30 protein-coding genes and 2 tRNA genes are annotated in these 25566 nt (G+C 60.0%); 16 read left to right on the top strand and 16 right to left on the bottom strand.

Features of this window, described 5'->3' with window-relative positions:
- Positions 1–41: 41 nt before the first annotated feature.
- On the bottom strand, positions 42–236 hold the full coding sequence (locus AYJ54_RS27855) for a hypothetical protein (protein ID WP_063703957.1): 195 nt from the start codon (positions 234–236) through the stop codon (positions 42–44).
- Between the two features lie 870 nt (positions 237–1106).
- On the opposite strand from AYJ54_RS27855, the gene AYJ54_RS50860 reads away from it, so the two are divergent.
- Together AYJ54_RS50860 and AYJ54_RS27845 are read left to right on the top strand one after the other, a co-directional pair.
- The gene (locus AYJ54_RS50860) at positions 1107–1493 is read left to right on the top strand and encodes a hypothetical protein (RefSeq protein WP_063703956.1); all 387 of its coding nucleotides are present in this window, start codon (positions 1107–1109) and stop codon (positions 1491–1493) included.
- Positions 1494–2188: 695 nt separating this feature from the next.
- On the top strand, positions 2189–4225 hold the full coding sequence (locus tag AYJ54_RS27845; protein WP_063704277.1) for an AAA family ATPase: 2037 nt from the start codon (positions 2189–2191) through the stop codon (positions 4223–4225).
- A gap of 374 nt (positions 4226–4599) precedes the next feature.
- Here AYJ54_RS27845 and AYJ54_RS27840 read toward each other — a convergent pair whose 3' ends face one another.
- A complete protein-coding gene (locus AYJ54_RS27840; protein WP_063703954.1) occupies positions 4600–5925 on the bottom strand; it encodes an ABC transporter substrate-binding protein in 1326 nt (441 codons plus the stop codon).
- Positions 5926–6444: 519 nt separating this feature from the next.
- Here AYJ54_RS27840 and AYJ54_RS27835 point away from each other — a divergent pair.
- From AYJ54_RS27835 to AYJ54_RS27820, 5 genes are all read left to right on the top strand, one after another.
- Entirely contained in the window at positions 6445–6831 is a 387-nt protein-coding gene (locus AYJ54_RS27835; protein WP_136623968.1) for a DMP19 family protein, read from the top strand.
- A 278-nt stretch (positions 6832–7109) separates the two neighbouring features.
- Positions 7110–7694, top strand: coding sequence for a DUF6841 family protein (locus tag AYJ54_RS27830; protein WP_063703951.1), 585 nt, complete (start codon positions 7110–7112; stop codon positions 7692–7694).
- Positions 7695–8360: 666 nt separating this feature from the next.
- Positions 8361–8672, top strand: a complete 312-nt coding sequence (locus tag AYJ54_RS52805) for a hypothetical protein (protein ID WP_245329148.1) — start codon at positions 8361–8363, stop codon at positions 8670–8672.
- Between the two features lie 290 nt (positions 8673–8962).
- Positions 8963–9649 carry a cytochrome b gene (locus tag AYJ54_RS27825; protein WP_161491915.1) on the top strand — a complete coding sequence of 229 codons (687 nt, stop codon included), beginning with the start codon at positions 8963–8965 and terminating at the stop codon, positions 9647–9649.
- A 13-nt stretch (positions 9650–9662) separates the two neighbouring features.
- Positions 9663–10313: a histidine phosphatase family protein gene (locus AYJ54_RS27820; RefSeq protein WP_063703947.1), complete on the top strand. Its 651-nt coding sequence runs from the start codon at positions 9663–9665 to the stop codon at positions 10311–10313.
- Between the two features lie 431 nt (positions 10314–10744).
- Here AYJ54_RS27820 and AYJ54_RS47865 read toward each other — a convergent pair whose 3' ends face one another.
- The gene (locus tag AYJ54_RS47865; RefSeq protein WP_082905880.1) at positions 10745–11017 is read right to left on the bottom strand and encodes a helix-turn-helix domain-containing protein; all 273 of its coding nucleotides are present in this window, start codon (positions 11015–11017) and stop codon (positions 10745–10747) included.
- 131 nt (positions 11018–11148) lie between these two features.
- Here AYJ54_RS47865 and AYJ54_RS54105 point away from each other — a divergent pair, with 131 nt between their 5' ends.
- Positions 11149–11409 (top strand): helix-turn-helix transcriptional regulator, encoded by a 261-nt coding sequence (locus AYJ54_RS54105; protein ID WP_082905879.1) that lies wholly within the window; start codon positions 11149–11151, stop codon positions 11407–11409.
- Between the two features lie 162 nt (positions 11410–11571).
- On the opposite strand, the gene AYJ54_RS27810 is transcribed toward AYJ54_RS54105, so the two are convergent.
- The 5 genes from AYJ54_RS27810 to AYJ54_RS27790 all read right to left on the bottom strand — a co-directional run bounded on the left by AYJ54_RS27810 (position 11572) and on the right by AYJ54_RS27790 (position 14335).
- Positions 11572–11648 (bottom strand) — tRNA-Pro (locus tag AYJ54_RS27810).
- Between the two features lie 75 nt (positions 11649–11723).
- Positions 11724–12203 carry a DUF192 domain-containing protein gene (locus AYJ54_RS27805; RefSeq protein ID WP_063703944.1) on the bottom strand — a complete coding sequence of 160 codons (480 nt, stop codon included), beginning with the start codon at positions 12201–12203 and terminating at the stop codon, positions 11724–11726.
- 174 nt (positions 12204–12377) lie between these two features.
- Positions 12378–13043: a cold-shock protein gene (locus tag AYJ54_RS27800; protein WP_063703942.1), complete on the bottom strand. Its 666-nt coding sequence runs from the start codon at positions 13041–13043 to the stop codon at positions 12378–12380.
- Positions 13044–13241: 198 nt separating this feature from the next.
- Positions 13242–14003, bottom strand: coding sequence for an SIR2 family NAD-dependent protein deacylase (locus AYJ54_RS27795; protein WP_063703940.1), 762 nt, complete (start codon positions 14001–14003; stop codon positions 13242–13244).
- 101 nt (positions 14004–14104) lie between these two features.
- Positions 14105–14335 carry a hypothetical protein gene (locus AYJ54_RS27790; protein WP_063703938.1) on the bottom strand — a complete coding sequence of 77 codons (231 nt, stop codon included), beginning with the start codon at positions 14333–14335 and terminating at the stop codon, positions 14105–14107.
- Positions 14336–14580: 245 nt separating this feature from the next.
- On the opposite strand from AYJ54_RS27790, the gene AYJ54_RS51440 reads away from it, so the two are divergent.
- Complete coding sequence (locus AYJ54_RS51440) at positions 14581–14745, top strand: hypothetical protein (protein ID WP_162832225.1); 165 nt, start codon at positions 14581–14583, stop codon at positions 14743–14745.
- Between the two features lie 60 nt (positions 14746–14805).
- Here AYJ54_RS51440 and AYJ54_RS27785 read toward each other — a convergent pair whose 3' ends face one another.
- Entirely contained in the window at positions 14806–15090 is a 285-nt protein-coding gene (locus AYJ54_RS27785; RefSeq protein WP_063704275.1) for a hypothetical protein, read from the bottom strand.
- 404 nt (positions 15091–15494) lie between these two features.
- On the opposite strand from AYJ54_RS27785, the gene AYJ54_RS53535 reads away from it, so the two are divergent.
- Positions 15495–15620 (top strand): hypothetical protein, encoded by a 126-nt coding sequence (locus AYJ54_RS53535; RefSeq protein ID WP_283808710.1) that lies wholly within the window; start codon positions 15495–15497, stop codon positions 15618–15620.
- On the opposite strand, the gene AYJ54_RS27780 is transcribed toward AYJ54_RS53535, so the two are convergent.
- Complete coding sequence (locus tag AYJ54_RS27780) at positions 15617–15829, bottom strand: hypothetical protein (RefSeq protein WP_063703936.1); 213 nt, start codon at positions 15827–15829, stop codon at positions 15617–15619. The two genes, AYJ54_RS53535 and AYJ54_RS27780, sit on opposite strands and share 4 nt — an antisense overlap.
- Before the next feature lie 143 nt (positions 15830–15972).
- Positions 15973–16323: a GrlR family regulatory protein gene (locus tag AYJ54_RS27775; RefSeq protein ID WP_063703935.1), complete on the bottom strand. Its 351-nt coding sequence runs from the start codon at positions 16321–16323 to the stop codon at positions 15973–15975.
- Positions 16324–17059: 736 nt separating this feature from the next.
- Between AYJ54_RS27775 and AYJ54_RS27770 the strand changes: the two genes are divergently transcribed.
- Positions 17060–17512: a VOC family protein gene (locus tag AYJ54_RS27770; RefSeq protein ID WP_063703933.1), complete on the top strand. Its 453-nt coding sequence runs from the start codon at positions 17060–17062 to the stop codon at positions 17510–17512.
- Positions 17513–17815: 303 nt separating this feature from the next.
- Complete coding sequence (locus AYJ54_RS27765; protein ID WP_063703932.1) at positions 17816–18463, top strand: glutathione S-transferase family protein; 648 nt, start codon at positions 17816–17818, stop codon at positions 18461–18463.
- A 13-nt stretch (positions 18464–18476) separates the two neighbouring features.
- Here AYJ54_RS27765 and AYJ54_RS49810 read toward each other — a convergent pair whose 3' ends face one another.
- Genes AYJ54_RS49810 through AYJ54_RS27755 form a run of 3 tightly spaced genes read right to left on the bottom strand, consistent with a single transcriptional unit; the run spans position 18477 to position 19202 of the window.
- Positions 18477–18644 carry a hypothetical protein gene (locus AYJ54_RS49810; protein ID WP_136623967.1) on the bottom strand — a complete coding sequence of 56 codons (168 nt, stop codon included), beginning with the start codon at positions 18642–18644 and terminating at the stop codon, positions 18477–18479.
- Between the two features lie 3 nt (positions 18645–18647).
- Entirely contained in the window at positions 18648–18893 is a 246-nt protein-coding gene (locus AYJ54_RS27760; RefSeq protein ID WP_063703930.1) for a hypothetical protein, read from the bottom strand.
- 54 nt (positions 18894–18947) lie between these two features.
- Positions 18948–19202, bottom strand: coding sequence for a PilZ domain-containing protein (locus AYJ54_RS27755; protein ID WP_063703928.1), 255 nt, complete (start codon positions 19200–19202; stop codon positions 18948–18950).
- Positions 19203–19489: 287 nt separating this feature from the next.
- Between AYJ54_RS27755 and AYJ54_RS27750 the strand changes: the two genes are divergently transcribed.
- The 3 genes from AYJ54_RS27750 to AYJ54_RS49805 all read left to right on the top strand — a co-directional run bounded on the left by AYJ54_RS27750 (position 19490) and on the right by AYJ54_RS49805 (position 20749).
- Positions 19490–19564: transfer RNA gene (locus AYJ54_RS27750), tRNA-Glu, on the top strand.
- Between the two features lie 491 nt (positions 19565–20055).
- Positions 20056–20190: a hypothetical protein gene (locus AYJ54_RS53530; protein ID WP_283808709.1), complete on the top strand. Its 135-nt coding sequence runs from the start codon at positions 20056–20058 to the stop codon at positions 20188–20190.
- Positions 20191–20392: 202 nt separating this feature from the next.
- Positions 20393–20749 (top strand): hypothetical protein, encoded by a 357-nt coding sequence (locus AYJ54_RS49805; protein ID WP_136623966.1) that lies wholly within the window; start codon positions 20393–20395, stop codon positions 20747–20749.
- A 108-nt stretch (positions 20750–20857) separates the two neighbouring features.
- On the opposite strand, the gene AYJ54_RS27745 is transcribed toward AYJ54_RS49805, so the two are convergent.
- Together AYJ54_RS27745 and AYJ54_RS27740 are read right to left on the bottom strand one after the other, a co-directional pair.
- The gene (locus tag AYJ54_RS27745) at positions 20858–22063 is read right to left on the bottom strand and encodes a 6-phosphofructokinase (protein WP_063703927.1); all 1206 of its coding nucleotides are present in this window, start codon (positions 22061–22063) and stop codon (positions 20858–20860) included.
- Between the two features lie 51 nt (positions 22064–22114).
- Positions 22115–23260, bottom strand: a complete 1146-nt coding sequence (locus AYJ54_RS27740; RefSeq protein ID WP_063703925.1) for a fructose-1,6-bisphosphatase — start codon at positions 23258–23260, stop codon at positions 22115–22117.
- A 949-nt stretch (positions 23261–24209) separates the two neighbouring features.
- Here AYJ54_RS27740 and AYJ54_RS27730 point away from each other — a divergent pair.
- Positions 24210–25526, top strand: coding sequence for an ABC transporter substrate-binding protein (locus AYJ54_RS27730; protein WP_063703921.1), 1317 nt, complete (start codon positions 24210–24212; stop codon positions 25524–25526).
- Positions 25527–25566: the final 40 nt, after the last annotated feature.

The raw sequence follows: 25566 nt of genomic DNA, 5'->3' as shown, positions 1-25566 counted from the left end.
GAGCCGCCGCGAGCGTACCACTGTCGGCCGACCCGGCCGGCTCAGGCCACCTCTTCGTCGTTGTACTCGGTGAATTTCTTGTAGATCCAGTCGCGGCCGTCATGCCGGCGCCAGACCTTGCCGAACACAAGCTGCCCGTTGATCGAGCGCCGCGGCACGATCACCGTCCAGAGGTGCCAGATCTCAGTCCAGCCGGACCGTGGATGGAGGTTTCTCGGGTTCATATCGAAGGTCATGACGGACAACTCGCGCGAAACGAAATGCCGCGGCGAATGTGATCTTGGACGAGCCGGTTGGCCCCATCGCCGCGAGCCGTGACCGATTGATAACGCTCAGGAAAGTCGGCGCAACAAAGGCTCGCCCTTAACCTAACCGGTCAACCTTACTGACCCGGGGTAGCTCGCCTCGCCGGTTGAACCGCTGGCCCATCCTTTCTAGACTGCGTGCGCAATTTGAGAGCAAGCGCGCCGTTTTTGAGGGCGCGGCGATTTCGGGCTTCGACTGAATTCGTTAAGACGCATTGCCTGGATCTATGACCATGAAGTTGCAATGTGCATGTTTGCATCTGACGATCGTTTCGACGCCGCCCATCCCGGTCGTCAAACCCGGCGCCGATAGACTGCCGAAAGCCGCCAACGACAATTATCCCGCTTGGCCGCTAATCCCGTTCCCTGCGGGCTGGTACGCCTCGAGCTGACCTGCGCTGCGGCTGAAAAGCGCAACGCCGCGCAAGCGGAATATCATCGCTTGGCGGCGTCCGTTTAGGCATTGGGCGCTGAAATCCCCAACACCCATGTGTCTGCACCGACGCTCAAAGGTTCGATGAAGCGCGCGAATTCCGCGCCTGGTCAGACGGCGCCAATTCCTTGAAAAATCGCGCAGAAGTCGCGACGCGCGGAGAACAAACGCCAAGGGTTCAAGGCCGCACCCGCGCGTGCGTCTAGTGCCTGCGATCGAGCCTCGTTCAGACGCCGGCGCTCGCGCTGGAGGCACTGTTGGCATTGCCGGTGAGCGCGCCTTGCGCGTTGTAGGTTTGGCCTTGATTGCTCTGACCTCCCTGCGCGCTGACGGACGTCTCGACTTCGGTCGTGCCGTCCGAATAGGTGATGGTCGTGGTGGTGATCCCGTTGACGGTGGTGGAGACCTCGCTGACGATGGTCTTGGCCGAGCTGCCGCCACCGCCTCCCGTGCCCGAGCTGCCGCCGGCGGATTGCGAAGATGACGCAGCCGATGTCGACGATGTCTCCGACGTCGACGAGGCTGCTGACGTTGACGACGACGATGGAGTCGCTGAGGAGGACGTTGAGGCGGTCGACTGGGACGTCGCCGCCGCCGTGGTGAATGAGCCAATCGCACTGATCGACATGAAAACCTCGCCTGAAGGAAACCTCGACGGGCGCGGCACGGATTTGTGCGAACCGCCCTTTCCCTTCAACGCGGGGCACGGCGGGATCAGGCGACAGAAACGCGGAAAAGCTAATATGGCAATGTAAGCAATCGAGGACCTGGCAGATCGAGGCCGCCGGCTGCGAACCAACGGCGGCCCCGCTCGCTCAGGACTTCGCGATGACCGGGCCGCCGAAGCGGTAGTTCAGGCGCACGCGCAAAGCTCGACCGCATCAGGCGCTGGAAGGACTACGTCGATGACTGGTGGAACAGGCAATATTGAGCCCACCGGAACGTTTGGCTGAACTCGCGCGCCAGGGCTGGTCACGCGCAGCAAAATGCGAAGGAAAATCAACGTCGGGACTGGTCGGGGCAGCTGGATTCGAACCAACGACCTGCAGTACCCAAAACATTTGCATTTGCATTCCAGTGGTCATGCTGAGACATCCTGCAAACGCTAAGCCGTTGATTTAATTCAGTTCCACCTCGTCACCTTGTTCATACGAATGCAAACAGTGTCGCAAGTTCAGGTCCCCAGCGGGTCCCCAGAACTCCTCCTTTCCAAGGAAGACCTGCAGTGAGATTACAGGCTGCACCCTCCACGCCTGCTGGATGGCACCTGCATTTTGACGGCTCAGGCGAACCGCTTCGGATTTCATCGTCCAAGCCCTTTGGATGCCGCGCGACCTGACGGGAGACGGATGCAAGCCCGATTGGGGAGCGTAATGAGCAAGCCCTTGCAAAATCTCCCAAGCTCGGGTTGTACCTAGATGGGGAAACATCCAGTGGGCGGGAGGGGGCTGTGAAGCTGATCAAGGCGCAAGTTATAAACTATAGGAGTGTGCGCGACTCGACCGAGTTTGAGTTAGAGCCCTCGAAGACAATCTTTGTCGGCCCAAACGAAGCTGGGAAAACCGCAATCCTCCGCGCGCTACAGCAGATCAATCCGCCAGCAGACGTACCAAAATTCGATACGCTGCGAGATTATCCGCGCGCAAGCTACAATGACATCACGACCAAAAAGGTTGATCCCGCCAAGTGCAACGTCGTGGTTGCAACGTTCGCACTCGAGGATGACGACAAAAAGGCCCTTCACGCCGACTTTCACGACTGCACATATACGACCTGGCGCAGGCTGGATAATAGCTGGTCACACCGCCTGGATGGTGGGCCGCAGTTGAAGACTTATGGGGGTCTGAAAAATGATCTCATCCGCCTCTCCTCCCACATGGACGACCGTGTCCTTGTTCCAGCCGAAGGGGCAGCGCCAGAAAAGAAGCCGACTGATCTACTCAACGAGTTCACGGCAAGCTGGCAGAATGACTTGGTCCTTCGAGGCGAAGACAGCACCAAATTGAACGCATGGCTGAACGCAAACCTAAAATATGTTGACGAGGATAACGAGAAAGAGACAGCGCGATTTAATAAGCTTCAAGAAGCCTGCGAAATTGCGGGCAGAAGGATTGAAACGCTCAAGTTGCTCCGCGAACGCTTGCCAATTTTTGTTTTGTTCAGCAACTATTTCAGGGTCAGGCCGATCATTCACCTCGACCATCTCGCGAGCAGGGTCGAACAAAATATCTTGGATGACGTCCAATACGACTACGGAAACCTTTGTCTCCTAAAGCTCCTGGGGTTTACGCCTCGCGAGCTTTCCGATCTCGGGAAGGCAAAGGAACCCTCAGCTCAAGACGTGGACGCGATGCGGGCCTATCGGGACCAACTCGATAAACGCCAGTATCAGCTCAATGCCGCAAGCGTGAAGCTCACTGAAGAAATCCGCTCTGTCTGGAACCCCAATCCGGAGCGCGCAGAAGCCGACCGACTCAGAATTGTTGCCGACGGCCAATATCTCAAGGTAGTCGTGGAAGACTCGCTCGGCGTCGAAATCGAATTGGATCAACGCTCCGAGGGTTTCCAATGGCTGGTGTCATTCTTCGTCGTCTTCTTTGCGGAAGCCGCGGATAAACATCAGAACGCGATCCTATTGCTCGATGAGCCGGGGCTTAGTCTGCACGGCCTCAAGCAGCGGGATTTTCGCGACACAATCTCCCGGTTGGCAAAATCCAATCAGACAGTTTACACAACGCACTCGCCGTTTCTTGTCGGACCTGACGAACTCGATTTGGTGCGTGTCGTTGAAATGACTGATCGCAGGGTGGGAACGAAGGTTCACACCGAGGTCATGGCTGACGATCCGGCATCACTACTACCACTGCAGGAGGCGCTAGGCTACGATTTGGCCCAAAGCCTTTTTGCCCAGCAGAGAAACCTTATCCTCGAAGGCCTAACCGACTTTTGGTATCTGGAAGCAACGAGCGATTTGCTGCGCGATGCAGGGATCGCTGATCTCGATCGAAATATTGCACTCATCTCCGCAAACAAGGCGAGCAAGGTTGTCTACTTTGCGACAATCTTGCATGCCCATAATCTCAAGGTCGCCGCGCTCCTCGACTCCGACGTAGCCGGAGACCAAGCTGCTAAGCAAGAAATTCTCATTCATAAGCTGGGCAACAAGCGGATTCTGCGAACTCAAGATGTCTACACGGGCGCAGCTAAGGCGCCGGAGATCGAAGATCTTTTGCGAGAGACGCTAGTCGAAATCGCGAAGGCCCAACTTGGATGGAATGTTTCTACGAAAGCCACTGCCCAACCCAATCGACCGATCGTCGACATCTTCTCGGACGAGATCGCGGACTTCTCCAAGTATCGGCTTGCGAAAGCGTACGTTCGCTGGACAAGGGAAAACACAGCATCTGCTCTAAAGGAAGCCGAGCGGAAACAGTGGATCGATCTCATCTCGAAGATCAATTCCGCGCTGCGCCCTACTTCGGCCTAGCACGCCGGCCTCCGGTCAGTGGTCTCGGGGCCGCTCCCCGCGACTACCCATAAATCCGCCCGCCGACGATGTCCGCATTACCCTCGGAAGCGGACATGGGAGGCGCGCTTGGTCATGACGGCTAAGGGCCAGCTGCTGACTCATGCAGCGCAGCAAACACCGTGCATAGGTTGCAGGTGTGTGCACCCGGTCCGCCAGCTGTCCTGAGCAGATCCGTTCTGGGCGCACACAAGATCAGCCAACAGCTGAAACATCAAGCAAGGGTAGACGCTATACGTCGGCGCGACAACCGGCGCACCTCCTGTCAAGTTGAGCATGTCGGCATCGTCGTATCCGGCTGCGCCACCGCTGCCTTGGACGACCTGTAGATTAGCTTACGCGTAAGCACTGACGACCTCATCATGCGCCCATTTCACCGCGTCCTCGGCCGGCATACCTTGGATCGCCTTCGCATACATGTCCGTGATGATGTATTTGGTCACCACTTCGGCGGCCTTGCGATTGGGCGGCCCTGCATATCCTGGCAACCGGCCGAACGGCGGGAGATCGCGGAACGGCAGCAGGACGGGATCGACTTCCCATACCTTGTCCTTTTCCCAATCCCTGGTAGCGCCGTCGGCATACCCCTGCTGCGAGGTGAACCATTCCGCAAAAACCGGTTTAGAGTGCATCCAGCGCAGGAAATCCTTGGCCGCTTTCTGGTTCTTGGAGTAACCCATCAGCATATCGGTGAAGGGACCTGGAAGGTTAAACTGTCCGCCGGGACCCTTCGGGATGCGCGCGTGCAGGATGTCGTTCCACATCGGCGCGCCCTTCTCGGTCAGATACGCCTCGGGTTTGCGCTTGGCTTCAATGTAGATCGAGGCGCCGTTGTTAGTGGCGCTGATGGTACCCGACAGGAAGGCGCGGTTGTTGTTGGTGTCGTCCCAAGCGAGCCCACCCTCGTCGCAGGTGTCTTTCCAGAAACCAACTGCGAACTTGACCGATTCGATGGTTTCTCGGCTGTTCAACACCACCGTCTTGCCGTCGGCCTCGACCTCCTTCCCGCCCCAAGACCACAAATACGGGTACCACCAGCTCGGGGCATCGCCGAACGTGTGTCCAGCGGTTTGGCCGATAGGCCGGCCCTTGGCCTTGAGTTTCTTGCCGGCATCGAGCAACGCGTCCCAGGTTTCCGGGAAGGTATTGTACCCAATCTCTTCGAACCACGACTTGCGATAGGCGATCAGCCCGCCGACGATAGCCCACGGCACGCCGATCCATTTGTTGCCGACCGTGGCGACGAGCTTGGAGACGTCGTAGTAGCCGCCTTGGGCCTTGCCGATCTCCTCAGCCACGTCACCGGCATCGGCGAGGCTTTCGGTATAGAGCTGCGGCCAGTTTCCGAACGCCATGGTGATGTCGGCTCCGGTTCGCGACTGGATCGCCGATGTGATGCGCGACTGCAGATCATTGGCGTTGATAGTTTCAACGTTGAGCGTGATGCCGGTCGCCTTCTTGCATTCCTGCGTGATCTGTCCTTTGAGCAGCACGTCGGAAGCCGGAACGAAATCCGCCCAGCGCAGCCAATGAATATTCGTCCCCTGCGCGTAGGCGGGTGCGAGTCCAGTGGCTACGATGGCAGCAAGGCCGCCGGTTTTTGCGGCGACAAGTCCGGCTCCGGACAATTTGAGAACTCTACGTCGCGTGATGCGCGCCATGTCTTCTCCTCCCATCATTGTTATGCGTTGGAATTGCGCTTACTCAGCCGCGCACGTGTGCGCGCCGAGGCGTCGTGTACCAACCAGGGCATCAGGGCGGGGCGTGCAGCCGAGTGCTCCCAGGCGCGACGCCGGCTGAGAATACCGCTATTCAGTCGAAACCACAGCTCCAATCTGGGTATTTTCGCCACGCCGTGGCGTCGCGAGGGTGACCCAGTGCCGCGCAGTGTCGGTTGTTTGACGCGCTTGCGGTTGATGGCAATGCCACGTAATCGCACTCGCGGGATGGTGCGTCGCAATGCACGGTCGTTGACGATGGCAGTTCTGGGTCATTAGCGCCGCTTTGTCTGTCAACCTCGCACTTCCGGTCTTCCCCGAACAACCGACTTTTTCGTGGGCAGTCGGGGTGTCTCAAACGGGCCCAATTGCGGACAAGTGCAAGATTAACCGCTAGGCTGGCGAGGGTTCGCGGATCGCTACGAACAGTGGACCGAAGAAGGCGGCGAGAGGAGAGCTCAATTGAGAAACGCCGACCCAGATGCGTTCATCAACACCGCCATTGAGGTGGGCTCACGCGCGCTACGGGACGGTCGGGGAATTGGCGCGTTAGACGCTGATCAGCGCCTTGTATACCTGATATCGGAAGCAGAGGTTCTCTGCGATATGGAGGGGATTGACTCTTTCCTCGATCGCTACTTTCCGCAGTGGATGGAAGAGACCGCATCCGCCTTCGCCGAGGTCGGAGCCGCTGAGATCGCTGTCGCCCTGCGTGCAATTGACGCCGACACGATACACGAAGATCCCCTCCTTGATCGCGCAAACGATCTTATCACCAGCCGCGCAGGCTATGGTTACGAAGCCGTCCGCCAGGCAGTCGAGAGGCGCCTCACAAAACGATCTCCTTGAGTGCGGACTTTGGTGCCTCTCGTTTGCGGGGCGCAGGTGCATTGTCGGCTAATGGGTCAAAATGCGAAGAACTCAGGTGAGCCAGTCTAGTCCGCTATACCCCCGTGTCCGGACCTCGACGAGGCGCGCGGCCACTTCGCTGATGGGCCTGAGCGGACATCTCGGCCCCTTCCGGGTACCTCGCGCAATTGGCGTAGCATTATTTTCGCGGGCTGCGACCCTCGCGACAGGCCGAAGCCCCGATTTCAACAGCAGCATTGCAGAACAGGAGAGCGAACATGTCGAACGTTCACGCGCGCGCGACTTCGCGGCGTACCCTGCTGGCGACGCTTCTTGTAACTGCAGGTCTGGGGATAACAATGTCTTCCGTTGCACAGCCAACCCAAGCCGAGGCGCCCAGGAGTATCGATCGACCTGTTTCAGTCCAGTTGGCACAGGCGACTCCGCCCGACACCACGTCGGTCAACGAAAAGGAAGCCATTCATAAAGTCCTTAGCGGCTACTACGATGCCTTTGGACGCGACTCTGCGGCGGCATCAGCATTTTATGGCGAACCAACTTTGATTATTCTGCCGAACGATGTCGTCCTGCTTTCGACCCGCGCAGACGTTGAGGCGTTTTTTGATAAGTTTGTGGCGAGTCTTAAGCCCAGCGGATATTCACACTCGAAGTTGGGTGACCACCGCGTCAAACTGCTGAATTCAACGACGGCGCTGTACAGCACCGTCGCAATTCGCATGAAAACGGACGGCACAGAAATGCAGCGGTCTGGCTTCACTTACCTGCTTCACAAGAGCAACGCCGGATGGAGAATTCACGAGATTATCGCCACTGATCTCGACAAGCTGATGAGCGCCGATTGAGCGAGAAGTTAGTCGTACATCACCCGTCAATGAGACCCCGCTGACTTCCGCAACGGGTGGTCAAAATGCGAAGAACTCAACGTGAGCAAATCTAGTCGGCTATGCCCAATTAAGCGGACGTCAATCAGGCGCGCCGCCACTTCGCTGATGGGCCATAACCAGACTAGCAGTCAGTTTCTGATGAAGTCGCGACCTTCCCGGCCCCTGCGCATCTTCCTTCATTTGCGGCCCACAGTGCCACCAACGCCAATTGTGCTCGGCCCCTCCTGAGGACGATTGATCAGCGTTGCAAACGGCCCGACAGGATGGAGCTAACCACACAAGTTAATAGCGGCGCAACGCGCTTTGGCACATCTGAAGTTAGCGGCTGCTGCGACAAGCTAGCTGTTCTTCACGTCTCATCACGAAAACAAGATTACCCGACCCGTCGTAGCCAGATCTAGCCACGCCCGCAGCGCCAGAGCCAAGTAGAGAACTGTAGCGACAGGCAGTAGAGGGCGTTTTCCATCATCGAGTCTCCTTCGAACGCCAGAAAGTCCTTGAATCATGATCCCGTACCCGAAGTGCATGGCGTCAAACAATTCGTGTTCGAAGGAATAAACGGATTCAAACGGGAGTCTCCTGCGGAGGCGTTACGAAGAACGCGCAACTTTCGGGAGACAGACGATGACTAATCTTTCACTGCTTGGAACCGCCGCTGTCTTATCGATCATGTTCGCATCATCGACACCGGTTCAGGCCGCCATCTATGATTCAAGCGCTTGTCCGAATTCATCGATGACATCCGCAAACGCTCCAGCTCCCTCGATCTGGCTACCGCGCGGATGCGAAACCTCGACCAAGCCTTGGTCGGCGCCGGTCGGTCACCGCCAGCCGCAAGCGGCCGATATTCCAACGTCAATTTCGTTCGAGCAAACTTTGGATGAGGAAAACGCGAGAATCGATCGCGTGATCAGCGGTGTATGCCGAGGTTGCTGAACATCGCGGTCATAACTTCTGATAGAAATTCAGCCCATCGGTCGCCTCTGTTGATGACGTGACGAATATCGTTTGCGGAACTGTTCGAACAAAGGGCGACCCCAATGACAAGGCCGCAATCCTCGCGTTCGACAGAGCCGAGTCGATGTCTTGAGCCCGCTCTTTCTCGGTTCCCCGCTCCAAAACGGCCCGCTCGCCGAGAAACTTCGGAGCAAGGAAAAATCCAAATCTCTCGGGTCATCCACGCAGTGAATTGATTTGTGCGCGAGCCAATGCCTGGAGCAATCGACATGATGCAAAGTTCAGAATCCGCAAGGGAAGAGGCAAAAACCACACCTCCGGCAAGTGGACGTTTCGATCGAACAAGCATCATTCTGCATTGGTTTACGGTGCTTCTGATTGCAGTTCAATTCTCGAGCGCGTGGTTACGCCAAATGGTCGATCACAACAGCAGCTTTGCCGCGACCCTTCTGGACACGCACCGAAATTCTGGCGTGCTGATCTGGACCGTTAGCATGACGCGGCTGGTCTGGCTGCACAATTACGCCTATCTGCCGCCGTTTCCGGAAGGCATGCCGAGACTGCAACAAACCATCGCCAAGGCCAACGAATACGGCCTCTATGCGCTGCTCCTGGTCCAGCCAATCACGGGTCTGGGAAGGGTTCTGCTCCGCGGCGCGCCGTTTGACCTCTTCATCTGGGAAGCGCCGGCGCTGTTCGAGCCCAATGACGCGATTCGTCATCTGCTCGAGAAGGCTCATGAGTTTGGCGCCAATGCGCTCTTTGCGCTGATCGGTCTCCACGCGGGAGCGGCGCTGTTCCATCGGCTAATTTTGCGCGATGGCGTACTGCAGCGGATGTTGCCGTGGAACTCGCAGGCGGTTGGTGTGGGCGAACCAATCCGCGGCCGACTGCCAGTGAGGCGGAATAAAACAAACTCTCGATCGGTCTTGGCGCATGGGCGCAGGTCGTTTTGAAGGAGGAGCAATTATGTCTGCGATGAATAAATCGATGATTGCCGCAGCGGCAGCTCTCGTCAGCATTTTCACCCTGCTCGCGGCTCCTACGCCGAAGGCATTGGCGCAAGCGAGCCTTCAGGATGCGGAGATCGCGAAAGCATTGCGCGCGGGCGATCTCGTCATGGTCGTTCGCCACGGCGCCACCTTCCCGGATCAGACCGATACCGATCCGCTGAACTTCGACAACATTGCTGCTCAGCGCAATCTCAACGACAAGGGCAAGGCATTGGCCAAGGCGTTCGGCGACGCCCTTCGTCAGGCCGGGGTGCCCGTAGGCAAGGTCTACACCAGCAAATACAACCGCGCCTACGAGACTGCCGTCATTGCCGGCTTCAAGGACATTGAAAAGACAACGGACCTGACCGAGGGCGGACTTATCGTATCGCCAAACGAAAACAACCGGCGCGCCGAGGCTTTTCGGAGGATGATTGCGACGCCTCCCCAGCCTCACACCGTCACGATCCTCATCACGCACCAGCCGAATATCATCGCAGCACTGGGCAAGGACTGGTTCGACGTCAAGGAAGGCGAAGCATCGATCTTCCGCCCCTCAAGTGGCAACTACAAGCTTTTGACCCGCGTGCAGATGGATCAATGGCCGCGCATCGCAGCGGCGAAATAGGTTGAAAGCGCCAGTGCCGGCTGGCCGGTACCTCACAGCAATCATGTTCGGCCAGCCGGGATTCTTCGCGCCGCGTGTGCCGACACACTGGCTATTCGGCGGAAAAGTCACGAGTTGCTACGACACCTGCGGCCTCAAATCGACACCTCGCTCTTCAGGAGCGCCAATCGAGGAATTGAGGTGACACGATCAAAATTCGGTTGTCAGGCAAGTCGGCTCGAGAGATTGCGACCCTACGAGGTGAGAGAAATGGCGGAGTGCTTGTTTCAAATATATTGGATCAAGCCGAATGTCCGAATCGGGTCAAAAGGCGACATCCCAGTGCCGTTGGTGCGTTTCCGCTTTACCCCATAAAGCAGACATCGACTGTTTATGAGTACACGCTCTAGACTGCTTCAAAACGGAAGGCAGGAGTTGGTGCTAGGCGTCCGTCATTGTGATTTCAGCTTGCCGCGCCGTCCGGCTACCAATGGCTTGGGCGGTCGCTCCCCTCGCGATGGCGTGCGAAACAAATCCGCGATGGAAATCGAAAGAGCCGACGCCAGTTTATCCAAAACAACTACGGTTGGATTCTCGAGCCCTCGTTCCAGGCTGCTCACATAAGTACGATCTATTTGGGCATCGACAGCGAGCTTCTCCTGCGAAAGGCCCTGCTCGACGCGATGCCTTCGAAGATTCCAAGCAACAAGCCGCCGACCATCCATGGGGATGAGGCGATCTGTTTATAAAACCACGGTCCATAGTCGACATATTTTGTGGACTCAATTTCATTGCGTTGGGCTGAAGTGATCAACCCACGGCGCCGGCACGAAGCCGGACAAGCTAGGAGACGACAATGGAAAGAGCGGACACACCCGACAGGGCATCGGCTGTGCGGCAAATGATCTCAATCAGGGACGTCTTGAGGAGAGTACCGATCAGTCGGTCGACCCTTGAGCGGAAAGTGAAGGAAGGCACTTTCCCTAAAATGTACTCGATCGCTCCAATGCGGGTCGGCTTCTTCTTGGACGAGGTCCTGCAATGGCAAGCGGATCTTATTCAGAATGAGATCAGGCCCGCAGAACCTTTGCGCGTCCTCGTACGCGGACGCAGCTAAATAGAAAACGGGTCCCTAGCGGGTCCCCAGGTGACACTGCTGAATGCCAATGCGAGGAAAGCACTAGAATTTACGAGGGATTCTGCGCACGACCTGCAGTACGAAATACTGTCGCGCCAAAAATCAGCTGCTTCTCTTAAGTTGTTGATTTTACAGTGCTTTTGGTCGGGGCACGCGGATTCGAACCGCGGACCTGCAGTACCCAAAACTGCCGCGCTACCAGGCTGCGCTATACCCCGAATGTCCGGCGAGCCCCGTCGATACACGCTTCCTGGGGCTCCAGCAAGGCGGCAATAGCGGGCTCTTGACCGCCCCTATTTGCCGCCGAACAGCGGATGGGCGACGCGGTCGCCGGGCCGGATGCCGTATTTCTGTGCCGTCCCTGCCGGCACCTCCAGGACGGCCCGAGCAAGCCCCTGGGACGAGATGATCCTGGTCGACAGCGGCTCGGTGTTTTCCGCGATCCTCAAGATGCGGCCGTCGGCCCGGATGAAGATCATGTCGAGCGAGATGTAGGTGTTCTTCATCCACATCGACACTTCCTGCTCGGGATTAAAGTCGAACAGCATGCCTTTGCCGTCGGCCAATTCCTTGCGGTACATCAGGCCCGTCTGCTTCTCCTCCTCGGTGGTCGCCATCTCCACCGAGAACACCTGCACGCCGTTCTTCGTGACGATCTCGAGCGGCTGGAAGCTGGCGGCGCGGATGGGCGCGACCACGAAGACGGCAACAACGAAAACTGCGGCGAGCCAGCTCCTGGCAAGGAACCAGGCGGCCTTTCGATCAAAACGCATGGGATGGCACTCATGGCCTGGCGGCGTGGGACTGGAACATCCTTACGCGGCGATCGTGACAAAAACCAGATGGCGCGGCCCGGTGCGGACGCGCGCCCCTGCTCACGATTGCGGGAGTTGGCGGCCTTGGAGCCGCCAGCAGGACGACAGTCTTCCGGTGAGAAGGCCAGCCTTCTAGTGAGAAGAAAGTCCCGGCGACCCGGACTCGGGATGGATCTCGGCCGCCATCATGCCCTTGGAGCCCGGCCCATAGCGGACCAGCACATACTGGCCGGGCCGCAATTCGGTCATGCCGAAGCGCCGCAGCGTCTCCATGTGCACGAAGATGTCGGGCGTGCCTTCCCCGCAGGTCAGGAAGCCGAAGCCGCGCAGCCGGTTGAACCATTTGACCTGGGCGCGCTCCAGCCCGCTGGTCGGCGTCACCGTGACATGGGTGCGCGGCGGCAGCATCTGCGCCGGATGGATCGCGGTCGACTCGTCCATCGAGACCACCCGGAACGCCTGGTAGCCTTTGGCGCGCTGGATGCATTCGACGACGACGCGGGCACCTTCATAAGCCGTCTGGAAACCGTCGCGCCTGAGAACGGTCACGTGCAAGAGCACGTCCGGCCAGCCATTGTCGGGAACGATGAAGCCGTAGCCCTTCGAGGCGTCGAACCACTTGATGACGCCGGTGACCTCGACGAGGTTGGCGCTGGCTTCGCCCAGTCCGGTGAAGGGATTGATCGCGGGATCGCGACCAACGCCGCCGAGTTCGCCTGGCGCATGCCGGCCCGGCGACGCGCCGCCCGACGCAGGAATTCCGACTTTCTTGGACTCAAATCCGTCCGACGACCCCATAACCCCGGACCCCACACCTGCCATGCAACCCGCCTCAGCGGCGGAGTCGAATCACGCGTCTATCGAGAAGCTTCCCAGTAAGACGCGACGCGAATCTTTCGAATCAAAAGATAACACTCCCGGTTGCGAGGCATAGACAAAAAAGAGATTCGCCGGAACCTATGAACAGCTTGCACGGCCGCGAATCAAATTGATGCCTCAATTACCGACAAAGGGCCCGAGTGCTTCGCCGATGTCGTGACGGATCACGAGATCAGCGATGTCGTCCTGTTCAGTGGGCTCGCGATTGATGATCACTAAACGCGCACCGCAGTTCTTCGCCATCATCGGAAAACCCGCGGCGGGCCACACCACGAGCGAGGAACCGATCGCGATAAAGAGATCACAGGTCTGCGACAGCTCCGTTGCGCGCTGCATCGCATCCTCCGGCATCGCCTGGCCGAACGAAACGGTCGCGGTCTTCACCGGTTCGTCGCATACGGTGCAATCGGGCGCGGCACCGTCGACCTCGAAGCGGCTCTTCACCCAGTCGAGCTGATAGGTCTGCCCACATCCGATGCAGCGCGCATAAGTAGTATTGCCGTGAAGTTCAATCACGTGGTCGGGAGCGAAACCCGAGGCCTGATGCAGATTGTCGATGTTCTGGGTGATGATCGCGGGAATCTTGCCGGCGCGGTAGAGCGAGGCGAGCGCCCGATGGCCGCGTCCGGGCCGCGCCGCCGCAAAGGTCGTTTCCATGGCAAAGCGCCGGCGCCAGGATTCGTCGCGGGCATCCTGGCTTGCGACGAATTCGTCGAACGGGATCGGACGGTTGCGGGTCCACAAGCCCCCGGGTGAGCGGAAGTCGGGTATGCCGCACTCGGTCGAGATGCCGGCGCCGGTGAACGGCACGATGGTCTTTGCCGCGGCGATCATGTCGCCGAGCCGTTCAACGCCGCTGCGAAGATCCGATGCAATCATGGCAGGCCATCCGTTTTTCCGAGCATGGCTCTATAGCATGCCGGGAGCGGACGTTGCCGTGATCCATGGATGGTGCGTGCTGCCTTCGCGGCAGGCGCGCCTCAAGCCGCTGTCGCGACGTTGTCCCTCGGTGCGGCGGCCGCCTCGTCGCTCTTGCGCGCTTTCGGCGCCGCCGGTGCAAGCGCGGCCTTCTTCGGCGGCTTGCCATATTGGGAGAGCTTTTCGAGCTCGGCCTGACGCGCAGCGACCTTCTCCAGGAGTTTTGCATTCGCGCGCTCGCGCAGCTCCGCCAGCTCTTCGATGCTCAGTGAGTCCAGATCGATTTTCGCCATCGCAGCTCCCCGATTTCCTTTTTTTTGGCTAGCGGCGGAACAGACAAGCGACAAGATTGTTGACGCTCTTATCCACCGCGCAGCGAGATGCGGTCGGCAGATTTTTCCGTTCTTCGCTTATCACAATCCTGCAATGCCTCGTCCCCATTGACGCCAGAATCAGAAGTGCCAATGCATACTGCAGATGCGACTCAACGCGATGCGGCGGCAGTGCTTGAGTTCAGTAGTGAACAAAGGGAATGGACATGACCGAAGACGAAGAACGCAAAGCACGCGAGCGCGATGAGATTGCCGCACGTGTAGCGGCCTTCCGCGCCACGCAGGAGAAGTTCAAGCGTGAGCGTGAGGAATACTTCGTGTCCACGCTGGAGAACGCCCGGAAGGTGGAACGGCCCTCGCTCTGGCCGTAGGACATCACGTCAAAATCGCCGCGCATGAAAAAGCCCGGAGCAACGCTCCGGGCTTTTCGCTTACCAGTAGTGGCGGTAGTAGCGGTGCCGGTAGTAACCCGGCCCGCCGTAATAGGCGTACGGACCCGGTCCGTAATAGTAGCCCGGGCCTTCATAATAGCCGTAGCCAGGGCCGTAGTAGCCGTACGGATGGGACGCCGCGATGGCGCCGGCCGTGATCGCGCCGGCGGCCAGACCGAATGCAAGGCCCGGTCCAATGTGGCGTGCCTGCGCGGGGGCCGGTGCCGCGACCGCGGTCACGCCGACGGTCGCTGCCGTGGCCAAAACAGCCAGTGTCTTCTTCATCATGCATTCTCCTCCTTCGCGTCTGGCGAGATAACGCCGAGGGTCTGTGGTGGTTGCGCGCTAGCGCGCAGGGCAGCGGAACCACGGCCCACACAAAAATGTCGGAACGATGGGAACGGCATCGCGCCCCCGGCGTTCAGGTCACAAGTGCGACAGCCTCCGCCATCCGACTGAGGCGAGAGCACGAAGCCCCGTCAGTATCCAAGTGATGCTGGCGGGGTTTTCAGTTTCATGGAGGGAGATGGCAGCAGACTAGACGGAGTCTCCCTCGGCGGAGACGGTGGCAAACCTCGGCCGCCGGCTCGATCCGTCCTCGAAGATCTGAAGGGCGTTCCCTGTTGCGTGCCGGGAACAAGGGGCCTGGCGACGGCGTTGATGCTGTTCATCACGCCAAGAGGCCCGAGATGCCCCCGTGGCTTGAAGTCCTGCTCAACCTGTTTGGCTATGCCGGCTTCCTCGCGCTCGCCACGCGCGGGGCGTGGCGTCCTCGCGCTTCCGGCGACGATCACATCTGCGGCGACAAACGCTAGTTCGTGTGCGCGGCCTGACCTGCGGTGCGCACCAGCCGGTCAGCCTTGACGAGGACATGGACGTCCTCTGCCTGCGGGCGCAGCGAGAAACTGATCACCACGAAAGCGAGGCAAAACAGCGTGCCGACGACGGCTACGCGCCGATAGGTGTGCCTGTCACCCTGAAAGAAGGACGTTTCTGAAAACGGAGTCTCTGAAAACGAAGTCATGGCAAAGCTGTTTCTTGCTTGTCTTTGCCGACACACCTACCGCAAAGCGCCGCAACTGCAACGCGATTGGACTTTTAACCTAACCGAATAGCGTTATCGCCTCTCGTGAAAGCTTTCGTTAGGACTCCGCGCCATCGCGCGCATCAGATGTCGGCAAGCCGTTTCAACGTCGCGCGAAAGCTCAGGCTACGAGAGCCCGCGACCAGCACGGTACCGAACACCTCGGCCCCGTCATCACTGAACGTCCCGGAAAAGCCGCTCGTAACCTCCTGCCCGCCGAACAGCGGCCGGATGAATGGATCGGGAAACGGCGAGTGCTGGTTGGTGGCGAGTTCGCCCTTCCAGGTGCCGTTGCCGACGGTGTACGAGCCGCGCGACCAGAAATACGGCCCGCCGCCGAGCAGCACCCCGTCGCGCAACACCAGTATCCCGCTGTCGCGGCCCTTCACACCGTCGAGCATGTAGATGTGGATGGAGTAAAGGCCGTTCTTCATGGCTGCGCCCGCCGTCGAGGGCGACGATATCGCCGGACGGAGCGAGCGTCGAGACGGTGGCGGGAAGGTTTAGGGCAGCTCGGCGGACCGTTTTGTTCCAGCTTCGACTCCATTTCGTTCTCTGAGAACGAATCGGAATCGAAGAAATCGGCGCGGACGACCTCTTAACAACTGGTTTGGATCGCTAGAAAGAAATCCAGCACGCGCCGCTGCCGACGCAGCTGATGCAAACGTCATCGCTAGCTCTGTGCGAAGCATCACGCTGGCTGGCTCAGGCAAACACGCGAGGTCGACATCAACAGCCACGACTTGTTCTGCTTCCAATTCCATTTCGTTCTCGAAGAACGAATCGGAATCGAAGAAATCGTCACGGAGCAATTCCTAACGATCGATGAAGCTGCGTCCTGTTACTTCTTTGGCGGGAGGAATTTCGAGACGACTGCAAAGACGATGACGATCTCGCGACAGGGCTCGCACTTGAATGTGTTCGTTGAGTTTGCCGCCATCGGCTTGGCGCATTGTGGGCAAGTCATGCAAGCCGAACGCGGCCGATACTCGTTTGTTCCTAAGCGATCGGCTTACTTGAACGGCCCGTCATCCTTGCTCTGGAAGCATCACACGCCTCACGCACATGCGCACGCACCCCCTGCCCCTTGTCGCGTTTTGCTGCTATTTGATGCTCCCACCGGCCCCGGCCCGAACAAGAACCCTCCGACTGTCCAAGGGAGCAAGAAACATGCGTTATCTCCACACCATGCTGCGCGTGCGCAATCTCGATGTCGCGCTGAAATTCTATTCTGATGCGCTGGGCCTGAAGGAGGTGCGGCGGATCGAGAACGACAAGGGGCGCTTCACGCTGGTGTTCCTGTGCTCGGCGGACGATCTCGAAGCGCTGAAGAAGCAGCCCTCGACGCGCGGCGCGCCGCTGGTCGAGCTCACCTACAACTGGGATGAGGAGAAATACGGCGAGGACCGCTTCTTCGGCCATCTCGCCTATGAGGTCGACGACATCTACGCCACCTGCGAGAAGCTGATGAAGGCCGGCATCACCATCAACCGGCCACCGCGCGACGGCAACATGGCCTTCGTCCGCTCGCCCGACCTGCACTCGATCGAGCTGCTTCAGAAGGGCGAGCCGAAGCCGCCGCAGGAGCCCTGGCTGTCGATGCCCAATACCGGCCACTGGTAAGACGCCCCACGCGCCGCACGCCCTCAGGAACAAGCCCTTCCCCCTCGCGTTCTCCCTGCCATGAGGAGACTGGAGGAGGAGACAATGGCGAGAGGGCCGTTGCTGTGGTTGCTTGGCGTGCCGATACCGGTGATCATTCTGCTGTGGCTGTTCTTCGGCCACTGATCGCGCCGACGAGTGCTGCATGAAAGCTTCGCCTCAGGCGGAGCTTTTTGCATGAGGGCCACGGCGCAATCGCCGACGCTCGAAAACCGAAATTCCGCTATCACCCCGCGCAAAGCCAATTGCTGCGGGAGAAGCAACGTGCCGGACACTCAACAGCCGCAACTGACGATCTGGGGCCGCGCCAACTCGGTCAACGTGCAGAAGGTGCTGTGGTGCTTGAGCGAGCTCGGCCTTCCCTATGAACGCGTCGACGCGGGCATGCAGTACGGCCGCACCCGCGAAGCCGATTATCTTGCGATGAATCCCAATGCGCGCATCCCGACGCTGGTCGAGGGCGACTTCGTGCTGTGGGAATCCAACTCGATCATGCGCTATCTCTGTCTCGCCCATGGACGCGGCACGCCGATCTATCCGGAGGCGCCGAAGATGCGCGCGGCCGTCGACCGCTGGCTGGACTGGACGCTGTCGACCGTGCAGCCGGTCGACCGCCCCGTGTTCTGGGGGATCGTGCGCACGCCGCCCGCGGAGCGCGACATGATCCAGGTCCAGAAGGACGCCGATGCGGCGGCCGAAGTCTGGGCGATCGCCGATCGCCTGCTGGCCACGCGGCGATTCATGGAAGGCGATCAGTTCACGCTCGCCGATATCGCGATCGGCGCCTATGCGCGCCGCTGGCTCGGCGTCGAAGGGATCTCAAGGCCCGCGCAGCCGCATCTGACGCGCTGGCTCGCGGAGCTCGGCCGCCGCCCCGGCTTCGCCCAGCATGTCGCGCCGCCGATGTCCTGAGCCTGGACGAAGGCTAACGCCAGCCGCGCTCGACCAGCAGCACGCAAATGACCAGCGCGAGCGTGACGGCGGCCGTAGCAAGCCGCGCGGCCCAGCTCACGCCGCGGCCGACCCACCACAACAGCGCGCAATACATCAGCACGGGAACGAGGATGTCGAGCCGCAGGAGATCCGGCGGCATCCTTTAGCGCCGGATCGTCGCGTCGACGCTGATCGCGCCGCCGATCTTCACGCAGGTTCCGGTGGCCTCGACCATGACGAAGCCCCGGCCATAAGAGGCGCAAGAATTCGCCTTCGCCGTCCCGGCCGCTCCCTTCAGCGGCAAGGTCTTGCTGGTCTGCGGCTGCTCGGCAGCAGGAAGACGCAAGGTCTCTGCCGCGGCTGCGGATGTCGCTGCAAAGCAGATGAAAATGAGGACCGAGGTTCGCATCCAATGCCTTGTAGCCCGGACCCGCGCCGGACGCCATCGGGCAGCGCGCCGGCTTCAAACGAACTTGATGCCGGCCGATTTGCCGCGGCGCCAGACCACCTGGCAGCGCTGCCCCGTGCGCGCATCGCGCGCGAACGCCATTCGGATGATGCCCGGGAGCTGACTCGCGTCCTCGTCGAGCGTGATCTTCGCACCGGTGCTCGAGATGTCCTGCACCAGGCAATGCCGTGCGGCGAACCCGCCGTCGAGCGTGATCCAGGCATGCTGCGACAGCAGTTTGCGGGCCGCGCGCTTCTTGGGCTGTGGCATCGATCGAAGTACTCCCGTTCCAGCGCTATCTCAGGGAACCCTAAGAAATAGTTGAAATTGGCTCCGAAAAGCCCCGGGCTCAACCTGTCCACCGGCCCCAAAAGAGCGTTCCCGAATGGCTTGCCCACAGGCTGAAAGGCCACTATACGTTCGCCCGCTGCAAGCCGCCGGCACGACTCGTGCGGGCTTCGGCACGGTGCCCCGGGGCCAGTTCCCGAAAGGCTTGCCGTCGTAACGTTAAGCCGTGCGAACGGCCGTGCCGCGAAAAGCGGCGGGGCTTTGCGTTTGCTCCCTTCGTCTATCGGTCAGGACGCCACCCTTTCACGGTGGAGAGAGCGGTTCGATTCCGCTAGGGAGCGCCAACTAAATCGATCACTTACATTCGCCTCCTCCGCCGTGTCCAACGCATGGCCAATAAACGGGTGTGGACTCTCAGACGGCCAGGAAGCCGAGCTGCGCGCCAGCAGATTCGATCGTGAGCTCGTCGACGTCCTTCTGATTGTGCCCCATGCGGCCGATCAGACTCCGGTGGCGACTCCCGCGTCAGGGGCTTTGGTACGTTGTTGAGACGATCCTGCTGGCGCTCGATCTCCCGCGAGGCAGCCCGTCTCGAGTCAACGGAGATGAAAATGAGCGAGCAATTCAAAGGCTGCGAAACCTGCTTCGGCACCGGCAACGAGCCGAGGACGACGTCACCTCAGCCAACCCAGCAGATCCTCTTTCGGCCATGCCCGACGTGCGCTGGTAGCGGCAGGCCGCCTTCGCGGGCGTCCTGATCAAATGGGGCGCGGGACCGGAGCGGCGCCTCCTGGAAAACGCTGGAACGTCGGCCCCTGCTGCGCATTCAAACGGGATGAAGCAGCTTGCTTTTGGCCTGGCTGCTTTAGGCGGCTCGCTGATCCTCTTCGTCCTGTGGTTGGGACGTCACGAGCAACAGGCAGCCGTCGAGCGGCTGGAGCGCTACGAGATCCCCCATACCGACCGGTGATCCGCCGGCTCGAGCGGGGCATCGCGGTGCCATTGGTCATTTGGCAGATTCTTGCTGCCTGGCCGGTGTAAAAGGGAGATGCCCGCCGAGTGCAGATCGCAGCCGCGCGCTCTGTAAGGTCCCCGTCAGTTGGTCGCCGTAAGATCACACTGCCAAAGCTGTAAGCAACGCAAAAAATAAGCAGCTTTAGCTGGAGGGTCAGATGGCAGTCCGGCCCCTGTTGATAGCCCTTTGCATTCTGCTTTTGAGCGAGCCGCCGGCAATTTCCAAAGGCAGTGCTGGCAACAAACATGATATTTGGGATTCTCACCACATAGACGATCTGCCCCCGGACGTCCGGCATTACATCGTCGGAATCTGCAAGGGACCTCCCGCGGCGCAGCACGACTTTGCCACCTACTTGCCGAGCGAACACCGTTGGCGAATAAATCTTGAGTATCTTCGATGCGAAGGCCTCGGCGAATATCGTCGAGGAAACCAATGTCTCGACGTGGACTTCGTAGAAGTGGGCTCGCACTTTCGGCTCGCGAGAAAGCAATATGCGGCCTGTGGGTTTTGAGGACTAACCTCCGTCGACAAAGCAGAACATTTAATCAGACGGAGTAGGCCCGCCCGCTCGAGCTGGCGGGCCTTGTCGTTCACAGCCCCAGCCGACGGCGATTCGTCGTCAACCGGGCTCACGTCCGCTTCCTGCGCGGTTGAGAAAGATCGGCAGCCCCCGCTTGTTGGAATAGAGAGGACGGTAGCGCTCCGTGTTGTATGAGCTGGCGACGTCCAGTTTACGCGGCCCGAGCCTGGCGTCAGGGATCGGCACAAGGTCGTAGCGGCCCTCGACCAGCGCCGACATCAGACCGCTCTTGCCTTCCAGGATGGCATCGTAGGCCATGTTGCCGAAAGTCAGGGCGACCAGCTTGTCGATGAAATCAGGATCGCCCGACCGCAGGTCGTAGGTGAGATCAGAGACGATAGTCTCCTCGCCGGCGCGCTGCTTGATCTCGTCGGCAAGCGCTTCGGCTACGCTCGCCCTCTTGCGGTGACCGTACGCATCCGGTTCGCCGTATTCCTGCGCCTTGTAGCCATCCCACTCCGCTCCCTCGCTGAGAACGATCAGCGCGTAGTTGCTTGGGTTGGCGCGCTTCTCCTCGCGCAGCAACTGGATCAGCTTGTCCAGATTGACCTTGTACTCCGGTATCACGCATCGGATCGAGGTCGCGTATGCGGTATAGAGCGCCGTAAATCCGGCATCACGGCCAAAGATGCGGAAAATGCCAATTCGCTCGTGCGAGCCGACAGTCGTGCGCTGCCGCTGGATAGCATCGCTGGCGCGGGTGATCGCGGTCGAGAAACCGATGCAGTACTCGGTGTTGCGGACATCGTTGTCCATCGTCTTCGGTATTGCGATGATCTTGACGCCGAGTCCGCCGAGCTTGTCCGCATAACTGAGCGTGTCGTCGCCGCCGATGGCGATGAGGTGCTCGAGGCCAAGCCCGGAGAGGTTCGCCAGGACCTGGCCGGTGAGATCCCAGGTCTTGGTTGCGATGCCGCCCTTGGCACTCTCCGAGCCCGGAGGGTCTTGACCAAGGAGATGACCGGGCAGCTTTTTGACTCTGGAGGGATTGGTGCGGCTCGAGTGCAGCACGGTGCCGCCGCGTCGGTCGATGATGCGCGTATTTTCACGGTTGAGCGGGATGAGGTAGTGCGATTTGCTGGCGGGGTCGTCGAGATTCAGATGCGTGAGCGCCTCCCAACCGCGGCGGAGACCGACGACCTCGATGTCGTCCTCGCTGCCGCGATAGGTCACGGTCTTGATGATTGCGTTGAGGCCGGGGACGTCGCCGCCGCCGGTGAGAATGCCGATGCGTTTTCTCGCCATGCCCACCTCCCAGCATTGGCATGTCGCAATGGCGCCCGCGTCACACGTTCGCTACTCGGCCGCTTCCGGCTTGCGCTCCTCGCGCAGCCGAAAACGCTTCAGGAGCGCGGATACGGTGTCGCGGAAGCCGCCATATTCCAGCTCGGAATAGGGCAGCATCGCAGCGCCGGACCAGCCTTGGCTGCGCATCTCGATTGCCTTGCTTTGCGCGCGCCGGCGCACCTCGTCCCACGCCGGGTTATCGAAAAAGTCGGTATAGGACTCCGAAAAACGGCCTTCCTTGTCGATCGAAAAGCCGGTGCAGGAAACGATCGGCAGGCAGTACATGCCAGTCACCGGCGTATTGAGCGGCACGGGCATCAGCGGCATCACGTGCGAGCCGCGTGCATCCCCGCCCACGAAGTGTGCCTTGGCGAAGGGCGAGATGATCTCCTCGGGAGCCGGGAAAATTCCCTGGTTCCTGATGATCGCGACCGGATCGTCCTTGCCGGTGTACTTGCCTGCGATTGCGTGAAGACGTTGCGCCGACACGGCGACGGCAACCTCGCCATATGTTTGAGAAACGATGCGATCAATGCCAAAGCGCTCGTTATCGCGGAGGAGCGCGGCAATGTGGTAATTGTCCGCAGGCGCGTCAAGTTCGATCACGCTGTCGCCCGCCGTGTGATCCATGTCGATGACATGGAAACGGAATCCCTTGATCATCGGGGGCAGCATGAGCCCCGCGCAATACATGGGATCAGCGAAGGCCAGGTAGAGTGGCAGGTTGTAGGCGCCGGGGCCGCATTTGTCGGCGGCGAACACCATGAAGGATTCCGCGGGTCTCGCCCCAGAGAGGCTGTGGTCGAAGCTGAGTTCGGCGACGCCCGGGCCAGCACCGCGAATGTTTCCCGAAGGTGCATCTGCAAGAAGATCCTGGCCGGCGCCGTAGAGACCGGACGTCTTCGCAACCGAAGTGGCCGCGAGAAACGCCTTCCAGGCGAATTGATGGATCTCGGAGCTCCCTTCGCCCCGTGTGTGCGTCATGATGATCGCAATGTCATCGCCGGTGTGGCAGACAAAACCGTCGATCAAGAGATTATTGCAGATCGCCTTCGCGACCTCGCCCTCGACAGCGGCCATCATACGTGAAGATGGTTTCGTATGCCCGCCGATGGAGCCAACGTCAGCCTTGATGACCGAAAGAGTGAGTCTCATGAGCATCCCTCCCAGCAGCACAGCTCAGCGCCTCGCCCTCGGCGCTTGCTGCGCCGGGGCGACGGCGCTGCTCATTCGCATAAACGAACGTCTAATGTCGCGATTAGGTTCCAACTGGAGGCCCGCTGCATCGCAATCTTGGGCGGCGGCCGATAGGACCTGGTGCGTCGCGAGGTTGTCGAAGGCCGGAAGGTCGTAGCCCCCGCTCGCGGCTACCATCCTTTCGATTGTCCAGGGTGCGCCAGCTGACTCTTTGCTGCCGGCTTGCTTGTTTGGTGAAGGACCAGATCCCCAGAGGAAAGGAATGAAGCGCGCGAAGCGCCCTTCGGACCCGCCGGCGACCTGGCGCGATTGCCCCAAAGGAGACACGTCAATCGGCAGCGCCCCCCAAACAGAGCCATGGCAATTCTGTAGTCGCCTCAGATCAAACGATCTTACGTGGCAGCTTCGATGCTTTTGGGAGCTGGCCGGCTCACGAAGTGACACCGTGGCCGCCGCGTCAAGCTTAGCACTTGATTTCCTGCTGTGACGGGCGACAATGACGCCGCGCCAGCTTCCGGTACCGAACTTCAGGTGAGACGGGGAATATTAAGACGGGGAAAACCCGCTTGGCCACGGTAATACCGTCGCTGCGCGGGAGGCACCGTTATGACGGTAGTGTTCATGCGCTGGGTGCAGTGCCGACACGATCCAGGCCGCCGGTCGTATCGCCATTGCCGTTGCGAGCGCTGTAATCCCGCCGCTGCTCTGCGCAGAATTCACTCTATGTTGCGGCGCACTCGCCACCACGGCGCTGCGAGTGGAACACCAACCAATGATCATCGAGGCAACGTACTGCGCAGGCGACCGCGCAAACGTTGAACCATGGAGACGCGATAGACTGAAAGGTACTCCAAGCCGGCGTAAGACCGGCCGGAGCATCAGCTCAGACACACCGAGGGAGGGATGCATGACGACAGTAACCCGACGCAATGTCCTCAAGGGCGGTACCGCGCTTGTGGGCGGCATGGCCGGCATCCTGGCGACCGGCAGGGCACCCGCCTATGCGCAAGCCTCCACCGTGCACTGGCTGCGCTGGACCGACTTCGTTCCGGCTTCAGATCAGCTTCTGCGCAACGAGATCGCCAAGGAGTGCGAGAAGGCGCTCGGCATCAAGCTCAATCTGGAGACCATCAACGCCAACGATATCCAGGCCCGCGTCACCTCGGCGATCCAGTCGGGGTCAGGCCCCGACGTCGTCTGCGTCCTCAACAATTGGGGGCAACTTTACGGCGAGAGCGTCATGGATGTCAGCGACCTCGCTGAGGCGCTCGGCAAGAGCCAGGGCGGCTTCTACGAAACATCCCGCGCTGTCGCCAATGACGGCAAGAAATGGATTGCAGTGCCGTGGTGCATCGTCGGCCTGCAGATCGCATACCGAAAGTCCTGGTTTGCCGAGATCGGCTACACGGATGGAAAATTTCCCCAGACGTGGGAAGAGTATCGCGAGGCCGGCAAGAAGCTGAAGGCAAAGGGACGGCCCATCGGCCAAACGCTGGGTCACACCTTCGGCGATGCGCCCTCCTTCGCTTACCCCTACCTGTGGTCCTGGGGCGGCAAAGAGGTCGAAGCAGACGGCAAGACGGTTGTGCTGAATAGCCCGGCAACGGTCGAGTCGGTGAAGTTCATGGTGGGCTTCTGGAAGGACGCCCACGATGAAGGCGGACTCGCCTGGGACGATTCCAACAACAACCGCGCTTTTCTGTCCGGGACGTGCAGCGCCACTCTCAATGGCGCCTCGATCTACATCGAGGCTCTGCGCAAGCCGGATACCTACAAGACGGAGACAGGTGGGAAACTGAAGGACGACATCCTGCACGCCGCGCTGCCCAAGGGCCCCGGCGGGCAGTTCAGCTATCACGTCCCGTTCTCGAACCTCCTGATGGGTTATTCGAAGAACCAGGATGCCGCGAAGAAATTCCTTGGCTGGATTCACTCCAAGGACGTCTACGACAAGTGGTTCGTCTCCCAGAAGGGCTTCTCGGTCGGCCCGACCACGGATTGGGAAAAGCACAAGCTGTGGGACGACGACCCGATCATGCTGCCCTACAAGCAAGCGGCACGCACAGGGCGCTTCGCTGGCTACGAAGGGCCCTCTACGCGGAAGGCAGCCGAGGTCGTAACCAAGTACATCATCATCGATATGTACGCAAAGGCCGTCCAAGGCATGCCGGCCGAGGATGCCGTGAAGTGGGCCGAGGCTGAGCTCAAGAAGGTCTACGTCTGAGGTTAAGCCGTCCCCCTCCCCACTTTTCGAGGGGCGGGGG

It is taken from the genome of Bradyrhizobium centrolobii, from assembly GCF_001641635.1.
Taxonomy (GTDB): domain Bacteria; phylum Pseudomonadota; class Alphaproteobacteria; order Rhizobiales; family Xanthobacteraceae; genus Bradyrhizobium; species Bradyrhizobium centrolobii.
The sequence above is the reverse complement of the archived record's forward strand: the minus strand, read 5'-3'. Positions and strand labels throughout refer to the sequence as shown.

Coding starts and splice junctions, on each gene's coding strand:
- AYJ54_RS27855 (WP_063703957.1), bottom strand. CDS start 236: ATGACCTTCGATATGAACCCGAGAAACCTCCATCCACGGTCCGGCTGG.
- AYJ54_RS50860 (WP_063703956.1), top strand. CDS start 1,107: ATGGTCGTGGTGGTGATCCCGTTGACGGTGGTGGAGACCTCGCTGACG.
- AYJ54_RS27840 (WP_063703954.1), bottom strand. CDS start 5,925: ATGGCGCGCATCACGCGACGTAGAGTTCTCAAATTGTCCGGAGCCGGA.
- AYJ54_RS27830 (WP_063703951.1), top strand. CDS start 7,110: ATGTCGAACGTTCACGCGCGCGCGACTTCGCGGCGTACCCTGCTGGCG.
- AYJ54_RS52805 (WP_245329148.1), top strand. CDS start 8,361: ATGACTAATCTTTCACTGCTTGGAACCGCCGCTGTCTTATCGATCATG.
- AYJ54_RS27825 (WP_161491915.1), top strand. CDS start 8,963: ATGATGCAAAGTTCAGAATCCGCAAGGGAAGAGGCAAAAACCACACCT.
- AYJ54_RS27820 (WP_063703947.1), top strand. CDS start 9,663: ATGTCTGCGATGAATAAATCGATGATTGCCGCAGCGGCAGCTCTCGTC.
- AYJ54_RS47865 (WP_082905880.1), bottom strand. CDS start 11,017: ATGGATGGTCGGCGGCTTGTTGCTTGGAATCTTCGAAGGCATCGCGTC.
- AYJ54_RS54105 (WP_082905879.1), top strand. CDS start 11,149: ATGGAAAGAGCGGACACACCCGACAGGGCATCGGCTGTGCGGCAAATG.
- AYJ54_RS27805 (WP_063703944.1), bottom strand. CDS start 12,203: ATGCGTTTTGATCGAAAGGCCGCCTGGTTCCTTGCCAGGAGCTGGCTC.
- AYJ54_RS27800 (WP_063703942.1), bottom strand. CDS start 13,043: ATGGGGTCGTCGGACGGATTTGAGTCCAAGAAAGTCGGAATTCCTGCG.
- AYJ54_RS27795 (WP_063703940.1), bottom strand. CDS start 14,003: ATGATTGCATCGGATCTTCGCAGCGGCGTTGAACGGCTCGGCGACATG.
- AYJ54_RS27790 (WP_063703938.1), bottom strand. CDS start 14,335: ATGGCGAAAATCGATCTGGACTCACTGAGCATCGAAGAGCTGGCGGAG.
- AYJ54_RS51440 (WP_162832225.1), top strand. CDS start 14,581: ATGACCGAAGACGAAGAACGCAAAGCACGCGAGCGCGATGAGATTGCC.
- AYJ54_RS27785 (WP_063704275.1), bottom strand. CDS start 15,090: ATGAAGAAGACACTGGCTGTTTTGGCCACGGCAGCGACCGTCGGCGTG.
- AYJ54_RS53535 (WP_283808710.1), top strand. CDS start 15,495: ATGCCCCCGTGGCTTGAAGTCCTGCTCAACCTGTTTGGCTATGCCGGC.
- AYJ54_RS27780 (WP_063703936.1), bottom strand. CDS start 15,829: ATGACTTCGTTTTCAGAGACTCCGTTTTCAGAAACGTCCTTCTTTCAG.
- AYJ54_RS27775 (WP_063703935.1), bottom strand. CDS start 16,323: ATGAAGAACGGCCTTTACTCCATCCACATCTACATGCTCGACGGTGTG.
- AYJ54_RS27770 (WP_063703933.1), top strand. CDS start 17,060: ATGCGTTATCTCCACACCATGCTGCGCGTGCGCAATCTCGATGTCGCG.
- AYJ54_RS49810 (WP_136623967.1), bottom strand. CDS start 18,644: ATGCCGCCGGATCTCCTGCGGCTCGACATCCTCGTTCCCGTGCTGATG.
- AYJ54_RS27760 (WP_063703930.1), bottom strand. CDS start 18,893: ATGCGAACCTCGGTCCTCATTTTCATCTGCTTTGCAGCGACATCCGCA.
- AYJ54_RS27755 (WP_063703928.1), bottom strand. CDS start 19,202: ATGCCACAGCCCAAGAAGCGCGCGGCCCGCAAACTGCTGTCGCAGCAT.
- AYJ54_RS53530 (WP_283808709.1), top strand. CDS start 20,056: ATGAAGCAGCTTGCTTTTGGCCTGGCTGCTTTAGGCGGCTCGCTGATC.
- AYJ54_RS49805 (WP_136623966.1), top strand. CDS start 20,393: ATGGCAGTCCGGCCCCTGTTGATAGCCCTTTGCATTCTGCTTTTGAGC.
- AYJ54_RS27745 (WP_063703927.1), bottom strand. CDS start 22,063: ATGGCGAGAAAACGCATCGGCATTCTCACCGGCGGCGGCGACGTCCCC.
- AYJ54_RS27740 (WP_063703925.1), bottom strand. CDS start 23,260: ATGAGACTCACTCTTTCGGTCATCAAGGCTGACGTTGGCTCCATCGGC.
- AYJ54_RS27730 (WP_063703921.1), top strand. CDS start 24,210: ATGACGACAGTAACCCGACGCAATGTCCTCAAGGGCGGTACCGCGCTT.